This is a genomic window from Brevibacterium samyangense, from assembly GCF_039529845.1.
Taxonomy (GTDB): Bacteria; Actinomycetota; Actinomycetes; order Actinomycetales; family Brevibacteriaceae; genus Brevibacterium; species Brevibacterium samyangense.
On sequence record NZ_BAAANO010000004.1, the window covers coordinates 115771 to 138536 of the forward strand.

A 22766-nucleotide genomic window follows, 5' to 3' on the forward strand; every position below is an offset into this window, starting at 1 on the left:
CCGGCCCGGCTCCGCGAGAGCCCGGCCGGCGCCTCGGGCCGGTTGGTGTGAAAGGGCAGGGTGCCGACCACAGGCTCGGCACCCGCATTCTCAGTACCCCGGCGGACGGCCGCCGCGGTACTGCGGTGCTCCGGGCTGTGGATAGCCGGGTTGCGGGTATTGCGATCCGGGACGACCCTGCATCGGCGGCATTCCCGGGCCGGGCGCCGGAGGACCCTGGCGGAAGCCGGGACCGCCCGGATGCTGTGGACCGCCCGGCGTCCCTCCGGGTCCGCCGGCACCCGGACCGCGCTGCATCCCACCACCGGGGCCGCCGAACCCGTGGATCGCCTTGTTCACCTTGTACATGAGCAGCGTCCGCTGCTTCGTGAGGGCCTCGAGAAGGTACGTCTCGACCTCACGCTCCTTGTCACCGCCGACGCCCGCGAGGACACGCTCGCGCGTCGTCGCGAGGAGGGCTGCGGTGCGGATGAGCTGGTTCATCGCCTGCTTGGCGCCGGGGTACTGCTTCGCCCATCGCTTGCCGGCCCGGCGACCGCGCCAGGTGCCGAGCATGTCGACCTCACTGTGCGTCATCCAGCCGGCGTTCGCATAGTCACCGAGCATCTGCCGGGTGTGCTGCGCCTCGTTGTGGCGCAGCACCAGACCGACGACGAACCAGGTGCCGGACAGGAGGAGGGAGAGCAGGATCGCGGTGCCGATGATGATGAGGATGTTCTCCGTGGAGCTCGACCATGTCGCGACTCCGTTCCACAGGCCGTGAACGATCATGCCGAGGAACAGTCCGGGCAACCACATGAGAACGGTCGCCCACCAGCGACCTCGACGAGCCGCAAGGCCGATCGTCACACCCGCGCACGCGACGAACGCCGAGTGCAGCAGGGGACTGAACACGCATCGCATGACCCACGTGACGAGGAGCGCCTGCGTACCCTGCCCCATCTCCGCTCCCTGGGCGTGCGAGGACGTGAGGTAGAGGATGTTCTCGGTGAAGGCGAATCCGGCACCGATGAGCGTGCCGTAGATCCACCCGTCGAGCGGACCCTCGAACCAGCGGCGCGCGGCGAGCACGATCACGACGAGGAAGATGCCCTTCGTGATCTCCTCGGTGATGGGGGCACTCACGACCGGGCCGAGGATCGGATCGGCGCTGAGCCCGAAGCCGAAGAGTGCGTTGAGGGTCCCGTCGAGCACAGCCGTGAGTGCGAAGGTCGCGATGACGGAGGCCACCGCACCCCACAGGACACACCCGATGAGGAGGGCCTTCGGCTGCGGCTTCCACTTGTCGAACCAGATGACCGTGAGCGTGATCCACGTGAGCGGGAACAGCGACAGGATGATCGCCGGGGCACCGCCGGACATGAAGAAACCGGCGAGGAACAGGGCACCGACCAGGATGAGTCCGAGTACGCCGATGAGTCCCCAGATGAGGACGGTCCGCACGGTGTTCCCGCTCGCGGTCGGGTCAGGACGCGGCATCCGCACGATCGCCTGTGTCGACCACTCGTCCTGCACCGGCGATCCGCCGAAGGGCTGCACCTGCGCCCGGATCCGCATCTCCTGCGTCACCGTCGGCGACAGGCGCGGTTGCGCGTACTGGCGCTGAGCCGGCGCCGGGACCTGCGGCTGAGGGTACTGCGGCGTCTGCTGCGGCCGGCCCGCGCCACCGGGGTGCACGCCGCCGGGACCGCCGGGATGTCCGGGCCGACCACCGTCGACCGGCACAGGGCCGCTCGGCACGGTCACTCCGGGAACCCGCTCACCGGTGTGGGGATCGAAACTCATGCGCACCTCGTTCTCGACATGTGCCCAGCCTAGTCAGACGACGACCCGAACACCCCCGGGAACGGTCGCCGTTCCGGAACGCCGCGCCCGCTGCCACAGCGCCTCCCCTTCCGGGGAGCCCGGGGAGCGTGGCAACGGCGAGATGCGCCGAGGCGCCGGTCGGCTGGGAAGCCGGCNNNGCGCCTCGGCGACGGAGCAGGGAGCGGACCCAGCGGTCCGCGCCGGATCAGCGTGCGATCTGCAAGGTACGCGCGGTGTACTCGGAGAGCTCGTCGAGGAGGGTCTCGTCCTCGTGGAGCTTGCGGCCGAGCGACGGCACGATGCTCTTGAGCTTGCTCTCCCACCCGGAGTACTGCTGCGGGAAGCAGGTCTTGATGAGGTTGAGCATGATCGGCGCCGCGGTCGAGGCACCCGGGGACGCACCGAGGAGTGCGGCGAGCGAACCGTCGGCGGCGGAGATGACCTCCGTGCCGAAGCCGAGGACACCACCCTTGCCCTGCTTCTTCATGACCTGGACGCGCTGCCCGGCGGTGATGAACTCCCAGTCGGCCGGGTTCACCTCGGGGATGAACTCCTCGAGCGAGCCGTACTTCGCCTTCTTCGAGGCGGCGAGCTCACCGACGAGGTACTTCACGAGGTCGAAGTTGTCCTTCGCCACCCCGAGCATCGTCGCGAGGTTGTCGCCCTTGACCGAGAACGGGAGGTCCGTGAACTTACCGTTCTTGAGGAACTTCGGGGTGAAGCCGGCATAGGGGCCGAACATGAGGTACTGCTTGCCGTTGATGACACGGGTGTCGAGGTGCGGCACGGACATCGGCGGAGCGCCGATCGCGGCCTGGCCGTAGACCTTCGCCTTGTGCTTCGCGACGAGCTCCGGGTTCGAGGTGCGCATGAAGAGACCGGAGACCGGGAAGCCACCGTAGCCCTTGCCCTCGGCGATGCCCGACTTCTGGAGGAGGTGGAGTGCGCCACCGCCGGCGCCGATGAAGACGAACTTCGCGTTGACGTCGAAGGACTCGGCCGAGGCGGCTTCCTTGACGGAGACCTTCCAGCCATCGGCGGTGCGCTGCAGGTCGGTGACGTCGTGACCGGTGCGGATCTGGGCACCCTTGCCACCGATGTGGGTGAGGAGCTGACGGGAGAGCGAACCGAAGTCGACGTCCGTGCCGAGCTCGGTACGGGAGACACCGTTGACCTGGCCGGGACCACGGTTCTCGAACATGAGCGGCAGCCACTCGGCGTGCTTCGCCGGGTCGTCGGAGAACTCCATGTCCTTGAACAGCGGGTTCTTCACCATCGCGGCATGACGGGCCTTGATGTAGTCACGGCCCTTCTCGCCACGACCGTAGGACACGTGCGGCACCTGGTTGATGAAGGTCGAGGGGTCGGTGATGATGCCCTCGTCGACGAGGTACGACCAGAACTGGCGGGACACGTGGAACTGCTCGTTGATGTTGACGGCCTTCGTGATGTCCACGGAACCGTCGGCGCCCGCCGGCGTGTAGTTGAGCTCGCAGAGAGCTGCGTGTCCGGTGCCTGCGTTGTTCCACGGGTCGGAGCTCTCGCGGGACACGTAGTCCAGACGCTCGTAGACGCGGATGTCCCAATCGGGCTGGAGTTCGGTGAGCAGGGCGCCGAGCGTCGCGCTCATGATTCCGCTACCGATGAGGACTACGTCCACGCTTTCCTTGGTGTACGACATCTCATCCCTCGGATCGTTCAGCTGGTGCCGTCACGGCTCCGCCTGCATCACGCGTGCTTGTCACACGCGTATCGGTGCAGGAAAGGAGGACGACGGCGCGGGTTTCCGGACCCGACTTTACTCGTCACGCGGCCGTGCTCTGAATCGGGGCGGGTTTTCGGGACGCTCACCTGTGCGCCGGAGGCTGTGAATCCGTCCGCCGTTCTCGGTGCCTCCGGCGGTGGACGGGGAGGCGACCGTCCACAGGAGTCGCCCAGGCCTGGTCGCCCACCGCCGAGGCGCGTGTGCTGGGCCCATGACCTCCTCCTCCCGCGTCCTCCGCGTCCTGTTCCTCGTCCTCCTCCTCGTACTCGTCCCCGTCACTGCGGCGATGGCGGCCGAACCGGTCCTGCGCGGCACCGGGATCGTCCACCGCGATTCCTCCGGGCAGGCCACGTGGTACGGCTCGTACCGCACCTTCGCGGGTTCCTCCGTCGTCGGAGGTCCCTCGCACGCGGCGTACTGCGTCGACGCCGGACTCGACAGCCCGTTCGCCGCGTTGTTCGACGAGGCACCCGAACGCCTCGTCGAGGCGCCACAGGCGGCTTGGGCCCTCCACACCTGGTCCCGCTCCTCGGATCCCGACGAGCAGGCGGCGCTCTCGGCCTTCCTCCGCGACCACGTCGCGATCCCGCACCGCCACGCGGTCGAGCCGCTGCCGCTCGAGGACCTCGGGCCGCGGTTCGCGGGTGCGGCAGCCCGTTTCACCGAGCTCTCGCGGGATGCGCGGTCCTTCGCCGGCCCGTACAGCCTCCGCGTCGACGTCGACCGGGAGGACACCTCCGCCGAGGCGCCCCGCCCCGTCACCCTGTCCGTCACCGTGGTCGGGCGGGAGGGTCTCCCGGTCCCGGACGCCGCCGTCGATCTCACCGTCCGCGGGGGTTCGGCGCCGGATTCCACTCTGCACACCGGCCGGACCGCACTCGCGATCCCCGTCGAGCCCGATCCCGGCGTCACCGGGCTCGATGTCGAAGTCCTCGTCACCGACCTCGCCTCCACCGAGGTCGAGTTCCACGAAGCCGACCGCAGGGCGCGCGACCGCACTCAGAACGTCGTGACCGCGGCTCCCGGGACGGCGCTCCACCAGAACCTCTTCATCGACCTCGAGGACCGCGACACGAGCACGGTCGTCGAGGGCGGAGCCGCCGAACCGATCGGTGGGACCGAGGCGGGCGGCGAGGAGCGTGAGGCCGACGCGGAAGACGGAGCCGAGGTGGGAGGCGGTGCGGCAGGCGGGGACGAGCCGGCAGCGCCCCGTCCGACGGCTGCTCGCCCGAGCGGAACGGAGGCAACTCCCGTACCGGCACAGACCCGTGAGCCGGAGGCATCCGATGAACCGGTGGCAACCGCCGAGCCGGTGGAGGAGCCGACGACACCGGAGTTCTCACCGACGCCGGGCACGAGTCCTGCTGTCACTGCTCCGGCGACGTCGGTGCCATCCGTGTCCCGGCCGGTCACGACCCCCACGGTCACTGTGCCGGGGACACCCGCACCGTCGAGCCCGGGGACGGCACGTCCCTCGCCGACCCGCACAGCCGAGTCTTCTCCACCCACTCCCACGGCCGGCGCGACCGAGGACAGCTCCCCCGAGGAGACCACAGGCACGGACGCTCCCACACCGTCGGACGAGGCACCGGGCCCCGGAACCTCCACGCCGGTCGCGGAAACCACTCCGAGCCCCGCTCACACCGTCGAGCCGCCCGGAGACGGGTCCACGTCGGAGACTCCGGAGGAAGCGGCAAGCAGTTCCGCGGTATCAGCGGTCGTGACGAGCTCCGCCACCGACGAATCCGTGCCACCCGCATCTTCCGAGGCGAACGGAGCAACCGAGGCAACCGATGCGACCGCACGAACCGGCGATGCACCGGAGACCGGCACGCTCCCCCGCACCGGTGTCGGTTCTCGCACCCTCGTCGCGGCGGCGCTCCTCCTCATCGGCGCCGGGGTCGCGGCCCTCGTCCTCAGCAGCCGCAGACGGTGACGGGCCGGCCCAGTGGTTCAGGACCGCGCACGGAGGGAACCGGACTCACCTCGGTGCCGACAGCCGTTGCCACAGTGCCACGTCGAACCGCCGGTGAGCTGCCGTGCCGGACATGTGACGGACCGCGTTGTCGATCTTGCCCCGCCACGCGTCGACGGCGCCCGCCGCGTCACCCTGTTCGAGTCGGGAGAGGATCCGACGGTCGTCGTAGAGGATGCGCTCGGTCGCCGGTGCGTAGTCGAGGCGGAGCACGGAGATGTACATCCGGAGGCGCCGGGTGAGCGACTCGAAGGTCCGCGCCGTCTGATCGAGCCCCGAGGCGCGCGCGATCTCCTGCTGGAACCGCAGGTCCGCGTCCTCGACCTCGTCACCGCGGCGCGTCCGGGCGACCGCCTCGATCCGGCGGAATGCCTGCCGGACCGGGACGAGGTTCCGGCGGGGCGCCTCGGCGAGGCCGCGGAGCAGGATCGTGCCGAGCGCCTGTCGGGCCACGTACAGGTCGAGGACGTCGCGCGCCGTGATCGTCGGGATCCGGAAGCCGCCGCGGGAACCGTCGAGGAGTTCGTCGTCGACCATGCGCCGGAGGGCCGCATCGAGGGCGCTGCGTGGGACCCCGAGGCGGTGCATGAGGACCCGCACCCGGATCCGGTCCCCCGAGCGGTACCCCGAATCGATGATCTCCTGCCGCAGCGCATAGGCGAGCTGCTCGGTCATCGACAGGTTCTCGCGCGGGAGCCAGCGCGAGTCCGGCACCAGCCCTGTTGATTCGAAAGTCTTGGATTCTGTGGATCGCGGCACCTGTCCACCGCGCGACCACAGCACTCCTTCGAGCCCCCGGGAGACCCGTGCCGCGAGCAGGTCGAGGAGGGAACCGGGGACATCCGCCACCGAGCCGAGCACGGTCTGCACGTGTGCGACGAAGTCGTCCAGATGCGCGTGCACCGCACCCTCTCCCGACAACTCCTCGAGGTCGTCCTCGGCGAGGTCCCCGTGGGGGTCGAACGCGAGCCAACGATCCGGATCCGCCGAACGCAACAGACGGAGGATCTCCTCCTCCTGCACCTGCCGATGATCCGACTTCGTCCGGTCCGCCCAACCGTCGATCCCCGCCGCGTGCACGGCCGCGACGACAGCCGCGCTGCGCCTGCGCAATGCCCGTGCCGACCGCGCGGCCCCCACGGTTCCCGGGACGCGGTCCAGCCCGACGACGAGCACCGGATACCCGACCGCCACCAGGGACAACACGTGGCCCCGTGCCGGGTTGTCGGCACCACGCCCCGTACCCGGCCTCGCGGCCTCCCCCGCGAACGACCGTACGGAACGGGAGACGACACTCTGGCTCAGACCGGTCGCGGTGGCCACGCCCCGCGTCGAGAAGTCCTGGGAATCGATCCGCGCACCGGCGGTCGCGAGGACGGCCGCCACGACGTGATCGGCCGTGTCCTGGATACGCGGCCGGCCCGGCCGAGGACGCTCCGTGAGGGGCTCTCCCCGCGCCGCACGCGCCACCCATCGACGCACCGTCGAATGGGCGACTCCGACGTCCCGGGCCACCTCCGTCATGGGGGTGCCCGCGAACACCGCACCGACCGCGGAATTACGGACCGCGACGTCCACCGATCGACCTGCCACGTCACCTCCCGGCCCACCTCGACAACGCACCCTGCGGGAGCCCGTGAACGCGGGCGCGCCCGTCCCGGGTCTCCCCACCGGGAACCGCGCATCTCTTCCGACTCAGTGTATGCCCGCAGAACCATCCGCTCCCGTCCCGCGACCGGGCGTCGACCGCAGATACTTGCGGCCATCACCTCGGCACCGACCGCCTCCACCGCGTCGCCGGTCGGCCTGCCGGGATCACCCCACAACCCCCGAATCCCTCGTGAGGAGGACACCGTGCTCACCGACCCCGCAGACAACGGTTCCGCGTTCCACACCACGCCCTCTCCCGTCACGCAGTCGAACGCTGCCACTGCGTCGAACGCCCCCGCCGCACTCGGCGACACACCCCGTGCCGACCTCGACCGGCTCGCGGATTCCGCGGTCGCCACCGTGCGCCGCTGGCTGCGCACCTCGGCGAGCGCCTCGGTCGCGAAGAACCCCTCGGCCGAACGCCTGAGCGCGGTGCTGTCCGATCCGAACGGACTCGACTTCACCGTCGGCTTCGTCGACCGCGTCATCCGCACCGACGATCCCGTCGCGGCCGCAGGTGCGCTCCGCGACATCGCGCAGCTGGCCCCGGAGACCCTGTCGCGCCTCGACCGGGCGCAGATCACCGCCGGGGCCGCGCTCGCACCGTTCCTCCCGCAGGTCGTCGTACCCGCCGCACGTGCCCGTCTGCGCAGCATGGTGGGGCACATGGTCGTCGATGCCCGCGACAAACCCTTCGGGAAGGCAGTTGCCCACCTCACCGCGGACGGTCACCGTCTCAACATCAACCTGCTCGGCGAAGCGGTCCTCGGCGAGGAGGAGGCCGTCCACCACCTCGAGGAGACCCATCGGCTCGTCGGACGCCCGGACGTCGACTACGTCTCCATCAAGGTCTCGTCGATCGCCTCCCAGCTCACGATGTGGGCCTACGAGGAGACCGTCGAGTACGTCGTCGACCGCCTCCGCCCGCTCTACCGTGAGGCGGCGGCCGCTCCCGCGGGTTCGAAGTTCATCAACCTCGACATGGAGGAGTACCGCGACCTCGAGCTCACGATGGAGGTGTTCACCCGGCTGCTGAGCGAGCCGGAGATGCACCACCTCGAGGCCGGCATCGTCCTCCAGGCCTATCTGCCGGACGCCCTCGGTGCGATGCAGCGCCTCGCCGCCTTCGCCTCGGAGCGGGTGGCCGCCGGCGGTGCCGGGATCAAGGTGCGCCTCGTCAAGGGCGCGAATCTCTCGATGGAACGCGTACACGCGGAGATCGCCGGATGGGAACTCACCACCTGCGAGTCCAAGCAGGCCACGGACGCCAACTACAAGCGCGTGCTCCACTGGCTCTTCACCCCCGAACGCATGAAGGGTCTGCGGATCGGCGTGGCCGGCCACAACCTCTTCGACATCGCGTTCGCCCACGAACTCTCGAAGGACCGCGGCGTCGAAGGCCGCGTCGAGTTCGAGATGCTCCAGGGCATGGCCGCCGAGCAGGCCGCCGCGGTGAGCGAGGACGTCGGCGACCTCCTCCTCTACGTCCCGGCCGTGCACCCGGACGAGTTCGACGTCGCGATCTCCTATCTCGTGCGCCGCCTCGAGGAGAACGCCGCCACCGAGAACTTCATGTCCGGGATCTTCGAACTCCGGAACGGGAATGCGGTGTTCGACCGGGAGGAGTCGCGCTTCCGGGCCTCCCTCGACGACCTCGCCGAGGCGCTCGCGGCCCACGGGGACACCGCACCGCTGCCGAACCGACGGCAGGACCGGACGGCCGAGGAGACCGCGGGACCGGAGAACCGCGTCCCGCACGCCCTCGGCAGCTTCGACAACGAACCGGACACCGACCCCTCGCTGCCGGCGAACCAGGCATGGGCCCGATCGATCATCGATCGGGCGACCGACGAGGCGTGGCTCGCAGACCGTCCCACGCCCGCGCCGCTGCGCGACACGGACCACGTCGACGAGGTCGTCGCGACCGGCCGGTCCGCCTCGGCCGAATGGCACGCCCGTGGGGCCCGAGCGCGCGGCGAGATCCTCCTGCGGGCCGCGGAGATCTTCGCCGCCCGCCGCGGTGACTTCCTCGCGACGATGGCTGCGGAGGCGGGGAAGACGCTCGCCCAGAGCGACCCCGAGGTGTCCGAGGCGATCGACTTCATCCGCTACTACGCGGACCGTGCCGTCGAACTCGAACAGATCGACGGTGCCCGGTTCGCCCCGGACGCCCTCGTCCTCGTGACCCCGCCGTGGAACTTCCCCGTCGCGATCCCCACCGGATCGACGGTCGCCGCGCTCGCGGTCGGCGCCTCGGTCGTCCACAAGCCCTCGGCCCCGACGCCGCTGTGTTCGGCGCTCCTCGTCGAGTGCCTGTGGGAGGCGGGAGTACCCCGTGACGTCCTCCAGCTCGTCGCCCCCGTCGAGGGGGACCTCGGGCGTGCACTCGTCGCGCACCCGGGTGTCGACCGCGTGCTGCTCACGGGTGCCTCGGAGACGGCGGCGCTGTTCAAGGAATTCAACCCCGCGCTCCACATCAACGCGGAGACCTCCGGGAAGAACGCGCTCGTCATCACCCCCGCGGCCGACCGTGACCTCGCCGTCGCCGACCTCGTGAACTCGGCGTTCGGGCACGCGGGACAGAAGTGCTCCGCAGCATCGCTCGCGATCATGGTGGGGTCGACGTACGACTCCGCGCGCTACCGCAAGCAGCTCGTCGATGCGGCGAAGTCCCTCACGGTCGACGTGCCCACCAACCTCCGCGCTGTCGTCGGCCCGCTCACCGAACTGCCCTCGGAGAAACTGCTCCGGGCCCTCACCACCCTCGACGAGGGAGAGGAATGGCTGCTCGAACCCCAGCAGCTCGACGAGGACGGCCACCTGTGGCGTCCCGGCATCAAGACGGGTGTGAAGCCGGGCTCCTTCTTCCACCGCACCGAGGTCTTCGGACCCGTCCTCGGCCTCATGCACGCGAAGGACCTCGACGAGGCGATCGACATGCAGAACGCCGTCGACTTCGGTCTCACCGGCGGGATCCACTCCCTCGACTCGAACGAGGTCCGCACCTGGCTCGACCGCGTGCAGGCGGGCAACGTCTACATCAACCGCGGCATCACCGGTGCGATCGTCCGCCGCCAGCCGTTCGGTGGGTGGAAGAAGTCCTCGGTCGGCCTGGGGTCGAAGGCCGGCGGGCCGAACTACCTCATGCTCATGGGCGCGTGGAACGACGACACGAACGGGCTCGACGCCCGGGATCCGGAGGCCTGGTTCGCCGCGGCACGGGAGAGCGACGCCGAGGCGTTCGCCACCGAGTTCGGCGCGCCGGCCGACCCCTCGGGGCTGCACGCGGAGGCGAACATCCTCCGGTACCGTCCGCGCACCACGGTCCTCCGGGTCACCGCGGACGCCGCGCCCGTCCACGTCCGGCGCGCGGCGCATGCCGCCGCCACCGTCGGCGCTCCGCTCCACTGGTCGCTGGCCCCCGAGGCGCCGGCCGAGATCTGCGAGGCCCTCGCCTCCGGAGAACTCGCCGCCGCACACGTCGAGGACGAGTCGGCGCAGGAGTTCGTCCACCGCGTCGCCTCCGGCGCGTACGACGACACGGTCGGCACCCGCGTCCGGGTGATCGGCACGGTGGAGGACGGTCTGCACGAGGCCGTGGCGCCTCGGCCGGAGGTCGCCGTCGTGACGGACCCGGTGACGGTGTCCGGACGGGTCGAACAGAGGTACTACGTGAACGAACAGGCGGTGTCGATGACGATGCACCGCTTCGGCAACCCGAGCCGCGAGTTCACGCTGCTGCGCGAGGAGCTCATGGGCGTCGGCCACGCCTGAGCGGCGTCCGCGCGGTCGACCGCACCGTGGGGACGGGCCTGTTACGTCCCGTTCTCGCGGTGTGGTTACGCTCACCCCATGAGCGATTACCAGCCCGCGACCGCGACGGTCCAGATCGACAACGAGTTCTCCCGCGTCACCGAATGGCGCTTCCCGCCCGGCACGGAGACGACCTTCCACGTCCACGAGATGGACTACGTCGTGGTCCCCACGATCGCCGGAATGATGACGATCGTGACGGAGACGGAGACCTTCGAGAACCCGATCGTGCTCGGGCAGTCCTACACTCGCGGTGCCGGCAGCGCGCACAACGTCATCAACGACACGGACGCGGAGTTCGCCTTCGTCGAGATCGAGTTCAAGGGACGCACCGCGGTCGCGTCCTGACGTCCCCGGTGGGGGACACGGCACAGTGAGCGGCGTCGGGGTGAGTCACCCCGGCGCCGTTCATCGTGCCGACACGTGGAGTTCCACCGGCCGACACCGGAATCCGCGTCCTGCTCCATAGGCTTCTCTGGTCCTTTCCTCCCTCCCGACCGAGGAGACCCATGAAAGCCCTCACCTCCGGAGCGCTCGCGCTCGGCGTCGTGCTGCCCGCACTCGCCACGCCCGCTCTCCTCCCACCGGCGGTCGTCCACGCCGCCGAGCTCCCCTTCGTGTCCGAGATCGCGTACGCCGGTGCCGATGACACCGATTTCGTCGAGATCGCCGCAGCCGCCGGTACGGATCTGTCCGGCTACACCGTCGGCACCGTCAACCGTGGCGGCAGCCCCCAGTCCGACGCGCACGTGACGGTGCTGCCCGACGGCAGTGTCGTCGACGAGTCCGGGGCGTTCGAGTTCCCGCTGCCGATCACGAACTCCGTGAACTCGGGCACGCGCGCCGACGGTTCCTACGGCTCCTCCGCATTCCTCGTGTCCCCGGAGGGCGACGTCGTCGACTTCCCGATGATCGGCGGCATCGCCGGAGGCGCCGGTGTCGTCGCCTCGGCTCCCGAGGAGATCGCCGGGATCGAGGCGGCGGCCACCGCGGCCACCGCCGACGCCGGGTCCTCGATCGCGCTCGTCGAGGGTACGTGGACCGCGGGCGAACCGACCCCCGGATCCCTGCCGACCGAAGGCACGGGCGATCCGCTCCCGCTGCCGGGCGGTTCCGCGGAGCCGACCGAACCGGAGCCCACGGAGCCGACCGCGCCGACCGAGCCCGTCGCGATCGCCGGGATCCAGGGCGAGGGCGAGACGTCACCGCTCGCCGGACGGACCGTCACCACCCGCGGTGTTGTCACCGCGGCGTACCCGACCGGCGGGTTGAACGGCTACTACATCCAGACCGAGGGAACCGGGGGCGAGGAGCCCTCCGGCGCCTCGGACGGGCTGTTCGTGTACTCGTCCGACACCGTGGGCGAGGTCGCGATCGGCGACCACGTCGAGGTCACGGGCACGGTCTCCGAGTACTACGGCCAGACGCAGATCACGGTCGCCACCGGCGACGCACGGGTGCTCGACGAGCCCGCGGTCGCTCCCAAGCCCTACGAAGGCGAATTCCCGACCGATCCGGCCGCCCGCGAGTCCCTCGAGGGCATGCTCGTGCAGCCGACCGGCCCGATCACCGTGACCGACACGTACCCCACGAACCGCTACGGCGAGATCGGGATCGTGAACGGCGAGGAGACCCTCCCGCAGGCGACCGACGTCGTCGCACCCGGCGCCGAGGCGCAGGCCCTCGAGGCCGAGAACGTCGCCCGTTCCTATGTCCTCGACGACGGTTCGACCGGTGACTACACGCGCGGCGCCTCGGACGTGCCGCTGCCCTACCTGTCGACGGAGGAGCCGGTGCGCGTCGGCGCTCCGGTGGCCTTCACCTCGCCGGTGGTCCTCGGGTACGGCCACGACCAGTGGCGCCTCCAGCCGCTCACGCACCTCACTGCGGACAACGCGGACGAGGTGTCGCCGGTGACGATCGAGAACACGCGCCAGGAGCGCCCGCAGGACGTCGGCGGGGACCTCACGCTCTCGAGCTTCAACGTGCTCAACTACTTCACGACCCTCGGCGAGGAGTTCGCGGACTGCGACTACTACACGGACCGCGAGGGCAACCCGACGACGACGAACTACTGCGAACCGCGCGGCGCCTACGACGCGGAGAACCTCGCCCGCCAGCAGGTGAAGATCGTCGAGGCGATCGAGGGCCTCGACGCGGACGTGCTCTCGCTCGAGGAGATCGAGAACTCCGCGGCGTTCGGCAAGGACCGGGACGAGGCACTCACAACCCTCGTCGACGCGCTCAACGCGAAGGCGGGCTCCGAGAAGTGGGCGTTCGTCCCCTCCCCCGCCGAACTGCCGACCGACGAGGACGTCATCCGGACCGCGTTCATCTACCAGCCGGCATCCGTCGCCCCGGTCGGGGAATCGCAGATCCTCGTGGACGAGGAGAACTTCGACAACGCCCGCGAGCCGCTCGCCCAGGAGTTCGCGCCGCTCGACGACTCGGGTGCACCGGTCGTCGACGAGGAGTTCCTCGCGATCGTCAACCACTTCAAGTCGAAGGGTTCGGGCTCCGGCCCGGGCAACGAGGACACCGGCGACGGCCAGGGCGCGTCGAACGCGGACCGCGTCGGCCAGGCCGCGGCGCTCGTCGGGTTCGCGGACACCCTCACCGCGGAGGCCGATACCGAGAAGGTCTTCCTCCTCGGTGACTTCAACGCCTACACGCAGGAGGACCCGATGCAGGTCCTCTACGAAGCCGGGTTCATCAACGTCGGGAGCGAACTCACCGACGAGGCGACGTACCTCTACGACGGCCGCACCGGTTCGCTCGATCACGTCCTCGCCTCGCCCGCGGCGTTCGAGGACCTCACCGGCGCGGACGTCTGGAACATCAACTCGGTCGAATCGATCGGCCTCGAGTACAGCCGCTTCAACTCGAACGTCGTCGACCTCTACGACGAGTCCGCGTTCCGGTCCTCCGACCACGACCCGCTGCTCGTCGGCATGACGGTCGAGGGTGCGTCCGACGAGGACCCGGGCACCGAGGAGCCGACCGAACCCGAGCCGACCGAACCGGAGGTGCCGGGCCCGGAGCTTCCGGGTACCGGCGACGGTCACCCCGGCAAGGGCAACGGCAAGGGTCTGCAGAAGGACGAGAACTTCCCAGGGAAGGGCAAGGGCGTCGTGAAGGGCGCCGACCACCCGGGCCGCGGTCACGGCGTCATGCGCGCCGTCTGATCGTCCGACTCACGAAAGCAGCGGTTCGCTCGTGATCCACGGGTTCGAAACCCGTTCTTCGGAGCGAACCGCTGCTTTCTCCGGTTCCCCGGGCCTCGCACGGGTGCTCGCCCGGAGGAACGAGAGAGGCCCTCACCGATGCGGTGAGGGCCTCTGTTCGGTGCGCCACGAGGGATTCGAACCCCCAACCTTCTGATCCGTAGTCAGATGCTCTATCCGTTGAGCTAGTGGCGCATATTCTGTTGTTTCTCGCCGCTTTCCGGGCTGTTCGCCCTGACGACTCGAATAACTATACGCAGGTCCTCGAGGGGACGCCAAATCGAGATCGGCCGTTTTGGGCGTGCTTTGCGTCACAGCACTCGACAGCGGCGCGGAACCGCCGAGTTCTCGGGGTTTGCAACCGCTTTCAATTACCGTGGAAGAATCGATCACTCTTATGGCAGAATCCGCCATTCATTTGATCCACTCCCGTCATCGACCAGGGTCCTGTGAGGCAATGCACAGGTGGGCGGCCCATTTCCCCCGGTTCTACAGCGCGTCGAATTCCTACGGTGGAACCACTGAAAACCCCCACCGATCGGAGAGATCTCATGACCGTCCTCGACACTGGCTCAGTCGAAGACCTTCTGCAGGGTGCACCGACCTCGAACGAGAACGTGCTCGCCTTCATCAAGAGGATTGCCACGCTCACGACGCCGGATCGCATCGAATGGATCACCGGCGAGGACGCCCAGCGCACCGCGATCGAGGATCAGCTCGTCGAGGCCGGCACCCTCGTCCGCCTCAAGAAGAAAAAGGACTCCTTCTACGCGAAGTCCGATCCGGACGACGTCGCCCGCGTCGAGGACCGCACCTACATCTGCTCCGAGACCGAGGAGGGCGCAGGCCCCCTCAACAACTGGATGGCCCCCGCCGAGATGAAGGAGATCCTCAACGGACTCTTCACCGGTTCGATGAAGGGGCGCACGATGTACGTGATCCCCTTCGTCATGGGACACATCGACGCCACGCACCCCGCGTTCGGCATCGAGATCACCGACTCCCCGTACGTCGTCCTCTCCATGATGATCATGGCGCGCACCGGCACCCCGGTCCTCGAGGCGATCGACCGCAACGGCGGCACGTTCGTCGAGTGCGTGCACTCCGTCGGTGCTCCGCTCGAAGAGGGACAGGCCGATGTCGCCTGGCCGTGCAACGAGACGAAGTACATCACCCACTTCCCGGAGGAGCGCTCCATCTGGTCCTTCGGCTCGGGTTACGGCGGCAACGCCCTCCTCGGCAAGAAGTGCTACGCGCTGCGCATCGCCTCGGCGATCGCCCACGACGAGGGCTGGCTCGCCGAGCACATGCTCATCCTCAAGCTCACGAACCCGGAGGGCGAGGTCAAGTACATCGCCGCAGCCTTCCCGAGCGCGTGCGGCAAGACCAACCTTGCCATGATCGAACCGACGATCCCCGGCTGGAAGGCCGAGACCCTCGGTGACGACATCGCCTGGATGCGCTTCGGCGAGGACGGGCAGCTCTACGCCGTCAACCCCGAGTTCGGTCTCTTCGGTGTCGCTCCCGGCACCGGCTACGACACCAACCCGACCGCGATGCACGCGATCGAGGCCGGCGGCAACGTCTTCACGAACGTGGCGCTCACCGATGACGGCGACGTCTGGTGGGAGGGCATGACCGAGGAGACCCCGGCGCACCTCACCGACTGGCGCGGCAACGACTGGACCCCCGAGTCCGGCGCCAAGGCCGCACACCCGAACTCGCGCTTCTGCACCCCGATCTCGAACGTTCCGACCCTCGCTCCCGAGTGGCAGAACCCGGACGGTGTGCCGATCTCCGCGATCCTCTTCGGCGGCCGCCGCAAGACGACGATGCCGCTCGTCATGCAGACCCGCGACTGGACCAACGGTGTCTTCATGGGCTCGGTGCTCTCCTCGGAGACCACCGCGGCCGCTGTCGGCCAGGTCGGCGTCGTCCGCCGCGACCCCATGGCCATGCGCCCCTTCATCGGCTACAACGTCGGTGACTACTTCCAGCACTGGCTGAACATCGGCGCCACTGAGGGCGCGCAGCTGCCGAAGATCTTCTACGTCAACTGGTTCCGCCGTGACGAGGAGGGTGGCTTCCTGTGGCCGGGCTTCTCGGAGAACTCGCGCGTGCTCAAGTGGGTCTTCGAGCGCGTCGCCGGCACCGCGGAGGCCGTGGAGAACCCGATCGGCTTCTCGCCGGCAGAGGGCTCCCTCGACATCGACGGACTCGAGGGCTTCACCCCCGAGATGCTCGCCGAGGCGATCTCCATCAAGCCCGACGAGTGGGCCACGGAACTCGAGTCGATCGAGGAGTGGTACGCGGAACTCGGCGATCACGTCCCGGCCGAACTCAAGAACGAGGTCGCCCAGCTGCGCGAGCGCATGGGGCTCTGATCCACGCGTTCCACCACAACCGGTCGCGCCGCACCGTGCCCGACCTCCATATACGTCTGGTGACGTGAGGCTGCATCCCTCACCCTCCAGCACGGACCGGTGAGCCTCCCGAGGCGCCCGGTCCCCCCGGAAGCGGGTGTCGCCCTTGAGCCAGGGCGGCACCCGCTTCTCCTGTCGACGGCCGTCGTCCGCCTCGTGAGACCGGCCCACATCGCCACGTCGACGACAGCGTCCGGCCCGACGGAGTGTCCCTACCATCGGAGCGGATCACCGATCCGCTCCGAACTGCCGTACCCCCTCCGTCCCGAAAGCCGGTCCGCGCGCGATGTCCCGTTCACTCCCACCCAAGTACCGAGTACGCACCGCAGCCGGAAACACCCCGCCGAAAGGTGGACGGAAGGCGCCGAGGGTCGGCGCTCTCGCCGGATACGGCGGCCTTGTACTCGTCGTCCTCCTCGTCCTCGGGATCCTCGTCGATGGAGGAAACGAGGACCCGGCGGAGACACCGGCCGCTCCGTCCGTCGTCGCCACCCACAGCACCGGACCGGACTCGACGACCGAGGCCGCGCCGACCCGGACGGCCACGTCACCGGAGATCCTTCCCACCGCCGCTCCGGCCTCGGCGACAGCGACACGCCCTGCAGCCCCCGCCGAGAAGTCCGTCGAGTTGCAGGAGCCCGCCGAGGACGGCACCGCTCTGGCCCTGCTCTACGCGCTCGAGCTCAAGGGCCGGGCACCGAAGACGGGCTACGACCGTGACCTCTTCGCCTGGCGTGACGACGTCGACCACAACGGATGCGACACCCGCAACGACGTGTTGCGCCGTGATCTCGTCGACATCGAGCTGGCCGATGACGGATGCGTCGTCCTCGACGGCACGCTCACTTCGGCATACAGCGGCGACACATTCGACTTCGTCCGCGGCGACGGCAACAACATCGACATCGACCACGTCGTCGCACTCTCCAATGCCTGGCAGACCGGGGCCCAGGAACTGTCGGCCGAGGAACGAGTCGAATTCGGGAACGACCCGCTGAACCTCCTCGCCACGGAATCCGGACTGAACGCGCAGAAGGGCGATGGTGACGCGGCCACCTGGCTCCCTCCCCTCAGGTCCTACCGGTGCGAGTACGTCGCACGTCAGGTCTCGGTGAAGTCGAAGTACGGGCTCTGGGTGACACAGCCGGAGTTCGACGCGATCGAGGGCCTGCTTCTCGATTGCGAGGGCCAACCCGCGATCGACGACGACCCGTGGCCTGCCACCTCCGACGGCGATGTCGCCTCCGAGCCCGCGCCGGTGTACGCACCGGAGCCTGCCCAAGCACCGGAGCCCGCGCCCGAACCCGCTCCCGACCACGGGAACAACGGAGCGTCCGGCGCGTTCGAGAACTGTTCCGCCGCCCGGGCCGCAGGTGCAGCTCCTGTCCATCGCGGTGACCCCGGGTACGGTCCGCACCTCGACCGCGACGACGACGGAGTCGGCTGCGAGTGAATGCGAGAAAGCCCGCCTCCCCAGTGTTTACAAGGGGAAGCGGGCTTTCGTCACAACGCGGAGCCGGTGGGATTTGAACCCACGGTCCCCAGTTCAAGGGACTCCACCTTAGCAGGGTGGTGCTTTCGGCCGCTCAGCCACGACTCCAGGACTGCACACTGCGAGAACAGCGAAGCGATCCGGCCGGTCACCCGAGGGCAACCGCGTCCAGCGTACCCGTCCGCCGCCCGCCCGGGCAAAACGGTCGACGCGGGTCACAGCGCGATTCCTGAACCGCCGCTGTGCGTCCGCCCGCGGATCTGCACGAAGTCACCAGAATCGGGCCGTAAACTGCTGCGCACGGACGGCATTTCTGTGCCGTCCGCCGTGATGCGGCCCGAACCGGTCGCGCGGCATCGCGGCCAGCACTCGTCGACGTCAGGAGTACATCGGTGTCAGAGCACGACCCCAGCGCGCTCGCTTCCCCGGAGCAGAATCCGGACGGCACCCCGCGCTCGGTCTTCTCGGCATCGTCCCGACCGCGTCTGCGCAGCGAACGAAGCGCACTCGCCGCCGGTGCGGGTCTCGAGAACTTCGAGCCGCGCACCCGGGCCGAGGCCCGCCGTGCCGAACGCGCAATGGAGTCCTCCGACACCTCCGTCCACGAAACCGTCGCCGAGGCGCCCTCCGGCCAGGACGTCTTCCTCCCCTCCGCGCCCCTCGGCGCGGGTCACACCGCACACTCCGCGCCCACGACACCCGCTCGTCACCAACGGGTCATCCGCGGGGACTGCTCCCCCGCCGACGACGCTCCGTCGGCCGGCGCAGCAGCCGGTGAGATGCCGACGCCTGCGGCCGGGGCCCCGGTGGCTCCCCCGGCAGGCGCCTCGGCGCTTCCCGCTCCGGGCACCGCAGGTGCCACTGCCCCGTCCTTCGACTCGATCACGCACCCGCCCCAGGAGCTCGAGCACCTCGTCGCCCGACACGCGCGCGCCCACTACGACGCGTTCCCCTCGGTCGTGGGGTGGACGAGCCTCGGCACCGCCCTTCCCGGCCTCGCACTCCTGCGCGCCCGGAAGTTCACGACACTCGGCTGGGTACTCCTCGGAGGATTCGTCCTCGGCATCGTCACGATCGTCGGATGGGTGCTCTGGCGCGGTCCGATCAAGGCCGTCGCCCGGGTCATCTCGAGCCCGACGATCCTCGATGCCCTCGCGGTGCTGCTCGCCGTGGGCCTCGTCGTGTGGCTCGCGGTCATCGTGGTCCAGTACCTCACGATGAAGCGCCACCAGCAGTTCAACCGGGTCCAGAAGGCTCTCGGCGGAGTGCTCGTGGCGTCCCTCGCGATCGTCGTGGGGGTGCCGCTGGGCATCGGTGCGACCTATGCCCGCGTGCAGGGGCAGACGATCGATTCCGTCTTCGGCGGCGGGCAGGACCTCGACGGCGACGGCCGGAACGACCCGGTCACCGACGCCGACACCCTCTTCGCGGATCAGGAACGCGTCACCGTGTACCTCATCGGCCGCGACTCCGGCGAGGGCCGTACCGGCACCCGTGTCGACACGCAGCTCGTCGCCTCGATCGACCCGAGGACCGGTGACTCGACCGTCATCTCCATCCCCCGCAATCTCGCGATGCCGATCTTCCCGGAGGGCTCCGAACTCGCCGAGCGCTGGCCGAACGGTTTCCAGTACTACGGCACCGAACAGAGCATGATCAACGCGGTGTGGACGTGGGCGGAGGAGGAGCCGAGCGCGATCTCCGATCCGCAGGGTCTGGAACCGGGCATGTTCGCGACGATGCAGGCGGTCGAGGGGTCGCTCGGCATCGACCTCGACTACTACGCGTCCGTCGACATGGAAGGCTTCGAGGACCTCGTCGACGCACTCGGCGGAGTCGAGATCGACGTCGAACGTCCCATCCCGCTCGGTGGTGGCAAGAACGCGAACACCGGCGCACCGAACCCCATCTACGACTGGATCGACCCGGGCATGCAGACCCTCGACGGCAAGCACGCCCTCTGGTACGTCCGGTCCCGCGAAGGCGCGGACAACTACGACCGGATGTGCCGTCAGCAGCGCATGATCGAGACGACCCTGGGCCAGATGAATCCGCAGGAACTCGCGGTCGCCTACCCGAAGCTCGCTTCGTCCCTCGGCAGCCACATCCAGACCTCGATCCCGCAGAACGAGCTGAGTGCCTTCGTCGAACTCGCGGCGAAGATGCAGACCGGCGAGATGGAAGCGCCGCAGATCAACAACGACGTCACCCCGACGTACGCACCCGACTACGACGAGCTGCACGAATGGGTCCGGCAGCAGATCGACGGGGCAGGTGCCGAGGGCTCGGACGGAGCAGGTGCCGAGGGCTCGGACGGAGCAGGTGCCGACGGTGCGGACCGGGATGCCGGGGCGAACGGTACGGGCGAGGGCGCAACCGGCGGTTCCGACGACGAGGCGAACGCCGGCGGAACGGTCACCGGCACCTCGGCGACCGCCGCCGCGGCGACGTCCTCCGAACTCGCGACGCTCGACCTCTTCGCGACCTCGCTCATGGCTGCGGGGACCTCCGGCGACCTCGAGGGCGGTGCCGCGGACGGCGCCGGTGAGGACGCCTCGGCCACGGACGGTGCGGCCGCAGAGGGCGGGATGACCGCCGACGGCAAGTGCTACCCGAAGGGCTACGTCCCCGGCAGCGGATGGCCCGGGTACCCGGGTCCCGACGCGGAGGAATGAGCACCCACACGTCCCCGCTCACCGTCGCGGTGATCGGGGCAGGCCCCCGCGGCCTCGGCATCCTCGAGCGGATCGTCGCGCTCGCACCTCGGTACGACGGGGACATCCACGTCGACCTCGTCGACCCCTACCCGCCCGGAGCGGGCATCGTCTGGCGCACCGACCAGCCCGCCGAGCTGCTCATGAACACGACGATCGCTGAACAGACAGTGTTCCCCGATGCCTCGTGCGGGGTCTCACCGCACTCGCTCGGGCCCGATATGGGCGAGTGGTACCGGCGTACGCACGACAACTCCGTACCGGTCGACGCCGTCTTCGGTTCGCGTGCGCTCTACGGCGAGTACCTGCGGTGGTCGTACGAACGGCTCCGGGCGCTCGCGCCGGAGAACGTGACGGTCGTTCATCACGCGACGCGTGCCACCGGGCTCCTCGAGCCCACCGGCACCGATTGGGAACGACAGTACGTCCGGCTCGAGGACGGGCGGACGCTCGCGGCGCGGGCGGTCGTCCTGTGCCTCGGGCACATTCCGGCCCGGCTGAGCGATGAACGCGCCGACTGGGCACAGTACGCGGGATCCGCCGGACCCGAACGGCTCACCTACGTGCCGCCGGGTCTGCCGGCCGAGGCGGATCTCACCGCACTCGCGCCCGGTGAACCGGTGATCTTCCGGGGCTTCGGACTCAACTACTTCGATCAGCAGGCCCTTCTCACGGTGGGCCGCGGCGGCCGGTTCGTCGAGCAGGACGGACGGCTGCGTTATGTGCCGAGCGGTCGCGAACCGATCCTCGTCCCGAGTTCGCGGCGCGGTGTCCCCTACCGGAGCAAGCCGATCGGGCCGGACCACCCGATGCGCCCGTCCCCGCTCACACACTTCACGCGTGCCGCGCTTCCCGACCGCGTTCTCCGTTTCGACGAGGACGTGTGGCCCCTCGTCCTCTCCGACCTGGAGGATGCCTGGCGGGCCGCGGGCGGTGCCCCGGCGGACTTCGATCTGCATGCACTGTTGCGGCCGCTCGAGGGGCGGACCTTCACATGCCGCGGTGGGGACGAACGCGGGGCGGAGCGTACCCCTGCGCCCGCGCGGGACGCCGGCACCGGTGCTGCAGGTGGCAGGGACGAAGTGATGGACGCGGGGCGGGGCGCCTCGGGAGCGGAACTGCCCGAGGACTCACTTCACGCATGGATGCTCGACTGGATCCGCGGCGACCTCGCCGACTCCCTCGCCGGACCCGAGCGGGCCCCGGTGAAGGCGCTCTTCGCCGTGCTGTGGGAGGCCCGTCTGCTCGTCAAGGAGCTCGTCGCCGAGGCGCGGATCGACGAGGCGAGCTATGTGTCCGAGGTGCGTGGCTGGTTCGAGGACTTCGTGTCCGGGATCTGCGACGGGCCGCCTCCCCAACGGTTCGCCGAGCTCGTCGCGCTCGCGGAGGCCGGGATCGTGCGGTTCGTCGGTCCCGACGTGCGCATCACGACCGGCCGGGCGGGCGAACCCGCACTCTTCCGTGCGACCTCGCCGGCCGTCCCGGACGAGGTGGTCGAGGCGCGTGCACTCGTCGACGCCTCGTCCCCGGCGAACCGCGTGACGCGAGCGGACGACGTGCTGCTCGCGGGGATGCTCGAGTCCGGGCAGGTCGTCCCGGCCCGGGTCGACGTCGACGGCGTGGAGCAGGTGTCGTCCGGTCTGCTCGTCGAGGGCCCGGCGATGCACACGGTCGACTCCCGCGGACGCGCCCACCCCCACCGGTATGTCCACTCCATCCAGTTGTCCGCCGTCCGGATGGGGCTGGCGATCGCGGCGAATCCCGGACGCGGCGCCCGTATGCTGCGCGACGCCCACGCCCTCGTCGAGGATCTCCTCGGGCTCGGAAGTGACGACGGGAGCGGCGACGGCATCGGCGGCGACGCCTCGTAGCTGCCCGTTCAGGTGCGGACGACACTTCACTGT

General features: G+C 69.5%; 11 protein-coding genes and 2 tRNA genes. 8 read left to right on the forward strand and 5 right to left on the reverse strand.

The window, feature by feature from the left end; translation table 11 throughout:
- Positions 1-90 precede the first annotated feature (90 nt).
- Together ABD172_RS01875 and ABD172_RS01880 are read right to left on the reverse strand one after the other, a co-directional pair.
- A complete protein-coding gene (locus ABD172_RS01875; RefSeq protein WP_344306434.1) occupies positions 91-1785 on the reverse strand; it encodes a PrsW family intramembrane metalloprotease in 1695 nt (564 codons plus the stop codon).
- A 226-nt stretch (positions 1786-2011) separates the two neighbouring features.
- Entirely contained in the window at positions 2012-3487 is a 1476-nt protein-coding gene (locus tag ABD172_RS01880) for a malate:quinone oxidoreductase (protein ID WP_344306436.1), read from the reverse strand.
- 295 nt (positions 3488-3782) lie between these two features.
- On the opposite strand from ABD172_RS01880, the gene ABD172_RS01885 reads away from it, so the two are divergent.
- Complete coding sequence (locus ABD172_RS01885; RefSeq protein ID WP_344306438.1) at positions 3783-5507, forward strand: hypothetical protein; 1725 nt, start codon at positions 3783-3785, stop codon at positions 5505-5507.
- Between the two features lie 45 nt (positions 5508-5552).
- On the opposite strand, the gene ABD172_RS01890 is transcribed toward ABD172_RS01885, so the two are convergent.
- Positions 5553-7139 (reverse strand): FCD domain-containing protein, encoded by a 1587-nt coding sequence (locus tag ABD172_RS01890; RefSeq protein WP_344306440.1) that lies wholly within the window; start codon positions 7137-7139, stop codon positions 5553-5555.
- Between the two features lie 261 nt (positions 7140-7400).
- On the opposite strand from ABD172_RS01890, the gene ABD172_RS01895 reads away from it, so the two are divergent.
- The 3 genes from ABD172_RS01895 to ABD172_RS01905 all read left to right on the forward strand — a co-directional run bounded on the left by ABD172_RS01895 (position 7401) and on the right by ABD172_RS01905 (position 14194).
- Positions 7401-10970 (forward strand): bifunctional proline dehydrogenase/L-glutamate gamma-semialdehyde dehydrogenase, encoded by a 3570-nt coding sequence (locus tag ABD172_RS01895; RefSeq protein ID WP_425546638.1) that lies wholly within the window; start codon positions 7401-7403, stop codon positions 10968-10970.
- A 78-nt stretch (positions 10971-11048) separates the two neighbouring features.
- On the forward strand, positions 11049-11357 hold the full coding sequence (locus ABD172_RS01900; RefSeq protein ID WP_344306442.1) for a cupin domain-containing protein: 309 nt from the start codon (positions 11049-11051) through the stop codon (positions 11355-11357).
- Positions 11358-11518: 161 nt separating this feature from the next.
- On the forward strand, positions 11519-14194 hold the full coding sequence (locus ABD172_RS01905) for an ExeM/NucH family extracellular endonuclease (protein WP_344306444.1): 2676 nt from the start codon (positions 11519-11521) through the stop codon (positions 14192-14194).
- A gap of 161 nt (positions 14195-14355) precedes the next feature.
- Here the strand turns inward: ABD172_RS01905 and ABD172_RS01910 are convergent.
- Positions 14356-14428 (reverse strand) — tRNA-Arg (locus ABD172_RS01910).
- A 356-nt stretch (positions 14429-14784) separates the two neighbouring features.
- On the opposite strand from ABD172_RS01910, the gene ABD172_RS01915 reads away from it, so the two are divergent.
- Together ABD172_RS01915 and ABD172_RS01920 are read left to right on the forward strand one after the other, a co-directional pair.
- Positions 14785-16617 (forward strand): phosphoenolpyruvate carboxykinase (GTP), encoded by a 1833-nt coding sequence (locus ABD172_RS01915; protein WP_344306446.1) that lies wholly within the window; start codon positions 14785-14787, stop codon positions 16615-16617.
- A 325-nt stretch (positions 16618-16942) separates the two neighbouring features.
- A complete protein-coding gene (locus ABD172_RS01920) occupies positions 16943-18109 on the forward strand; it encodes a GmrSD restriction endonuclease domain-containing protein (protein ID WP_344306448.1) in 1167 nt (388 codons plus the stop codon).
- A 58-nt stretch (positions 18110-18167) separates the two neighbouring features.
- Here the strand turns inward: ABD172_RS01920 and ABD172_RS01925 are convergent.
- Positions 18168-18256: transfer RNA gene (locus ABD172_RS01925), tRNA-Ser, on the reverse strand.
- A gap of 284 nt (positions 18257-18540) precedes the next feature.
- Here ABD172_RS01925 and ABD172_RS01930 point away from each other — a divergent pair.
- Together ABD172_RS01930 and ABD172_RS01935 are read left to right on the forward strand one after the other, a co-directional pair.
- Complete coding sequence (locus tag ABD172_RS01930) at positions 18541-20823, forward strand: LCP family glycopolymer transferase (RefSeq protein WP_344306450.1); 2283 nt, start codon at positions 18541-18543, stop codon at positions 20821-20823.
- Positions 20820-22733: an FAD/NAD(P)-binding protein gene (locus ABD172_RS01935; protein WP_344306452.1), complete on the forward strand. Its 1914-nt coding sequence runs from the start codon at positions 20820-20822 to the stop codon at positions 22731-22733. The genes ABD172_RS01930 and ABD172_RS01935 overlap by 4 nt, the downstream gene beginning before the upstream one ends.
- Positions 22734-22766: the final 33 nt, after the last annotated feature.

What these genes read in the sequence shown, in the direction of transcription:
- ABD172_RS01935 (WP_344306452.1), top strand. Translation starts at nt 20,820, where the DNA reads ATGAGCACCCACACGTCCCCGCTCACCGTCGCGGTGATCGGGGCAGGC.
- ABD172_RS01880 (WP_344306436.1), bottom strand. Translation starts at nt 3,487, where the DNA reads ATGTCGTACACCAAGGAAAGCGTGGACGTAGTCCTCATCGGTAGCGGA.
- ABD172_RS01915 (WP_344306446.1), top strand. Translation starts at nt 14,785, where the DNA reads ATGACCGTCCTCGACACTGGCTCAGTCGAAGACCTTCTGCAGGGTGCA.
- ABD172_RS01905 (WP_344306444.1), top strand. Translation starts at nt 11,519, where the DNA reads ATGAAAGCCCTCACCTCCGGAGCGCTCGCGCTCGGCGTCGTGCTGCCC.
- ABD172_RS01875 (WP_344306434.1), bottom strand. Translation starts at nt 1,785, where the DNA reads ATGAGTTTCGATCCCCACACCGGTGAGCGGGTTCCCGGAGTGACCGTG.
- ABD172_RS01900 (WP_344306442.1), top strand. Translation starts at nt 11,049, where the DNA reads ATGAGCGATTACCAGCCCGCGACCGCGACGGTCCAGATCGACAACGAG.
- ABD172_RS01885 (WP_344306438.1), top strand. Translation starts at nt 3,783, where the DNA reads ATGACCTCCTCCTCCCGCGTCCTCCGCGTCCTGTTCCTCGTCCTCCTC.
- ABD172_RS01920 (WP_344306448.1), top strand. Translation starts at nt 16,943, where the DNA reads ATGTCCCGTTCACTCCCACCCAAGTACCGAGTACGCACCGCAGCCGGA.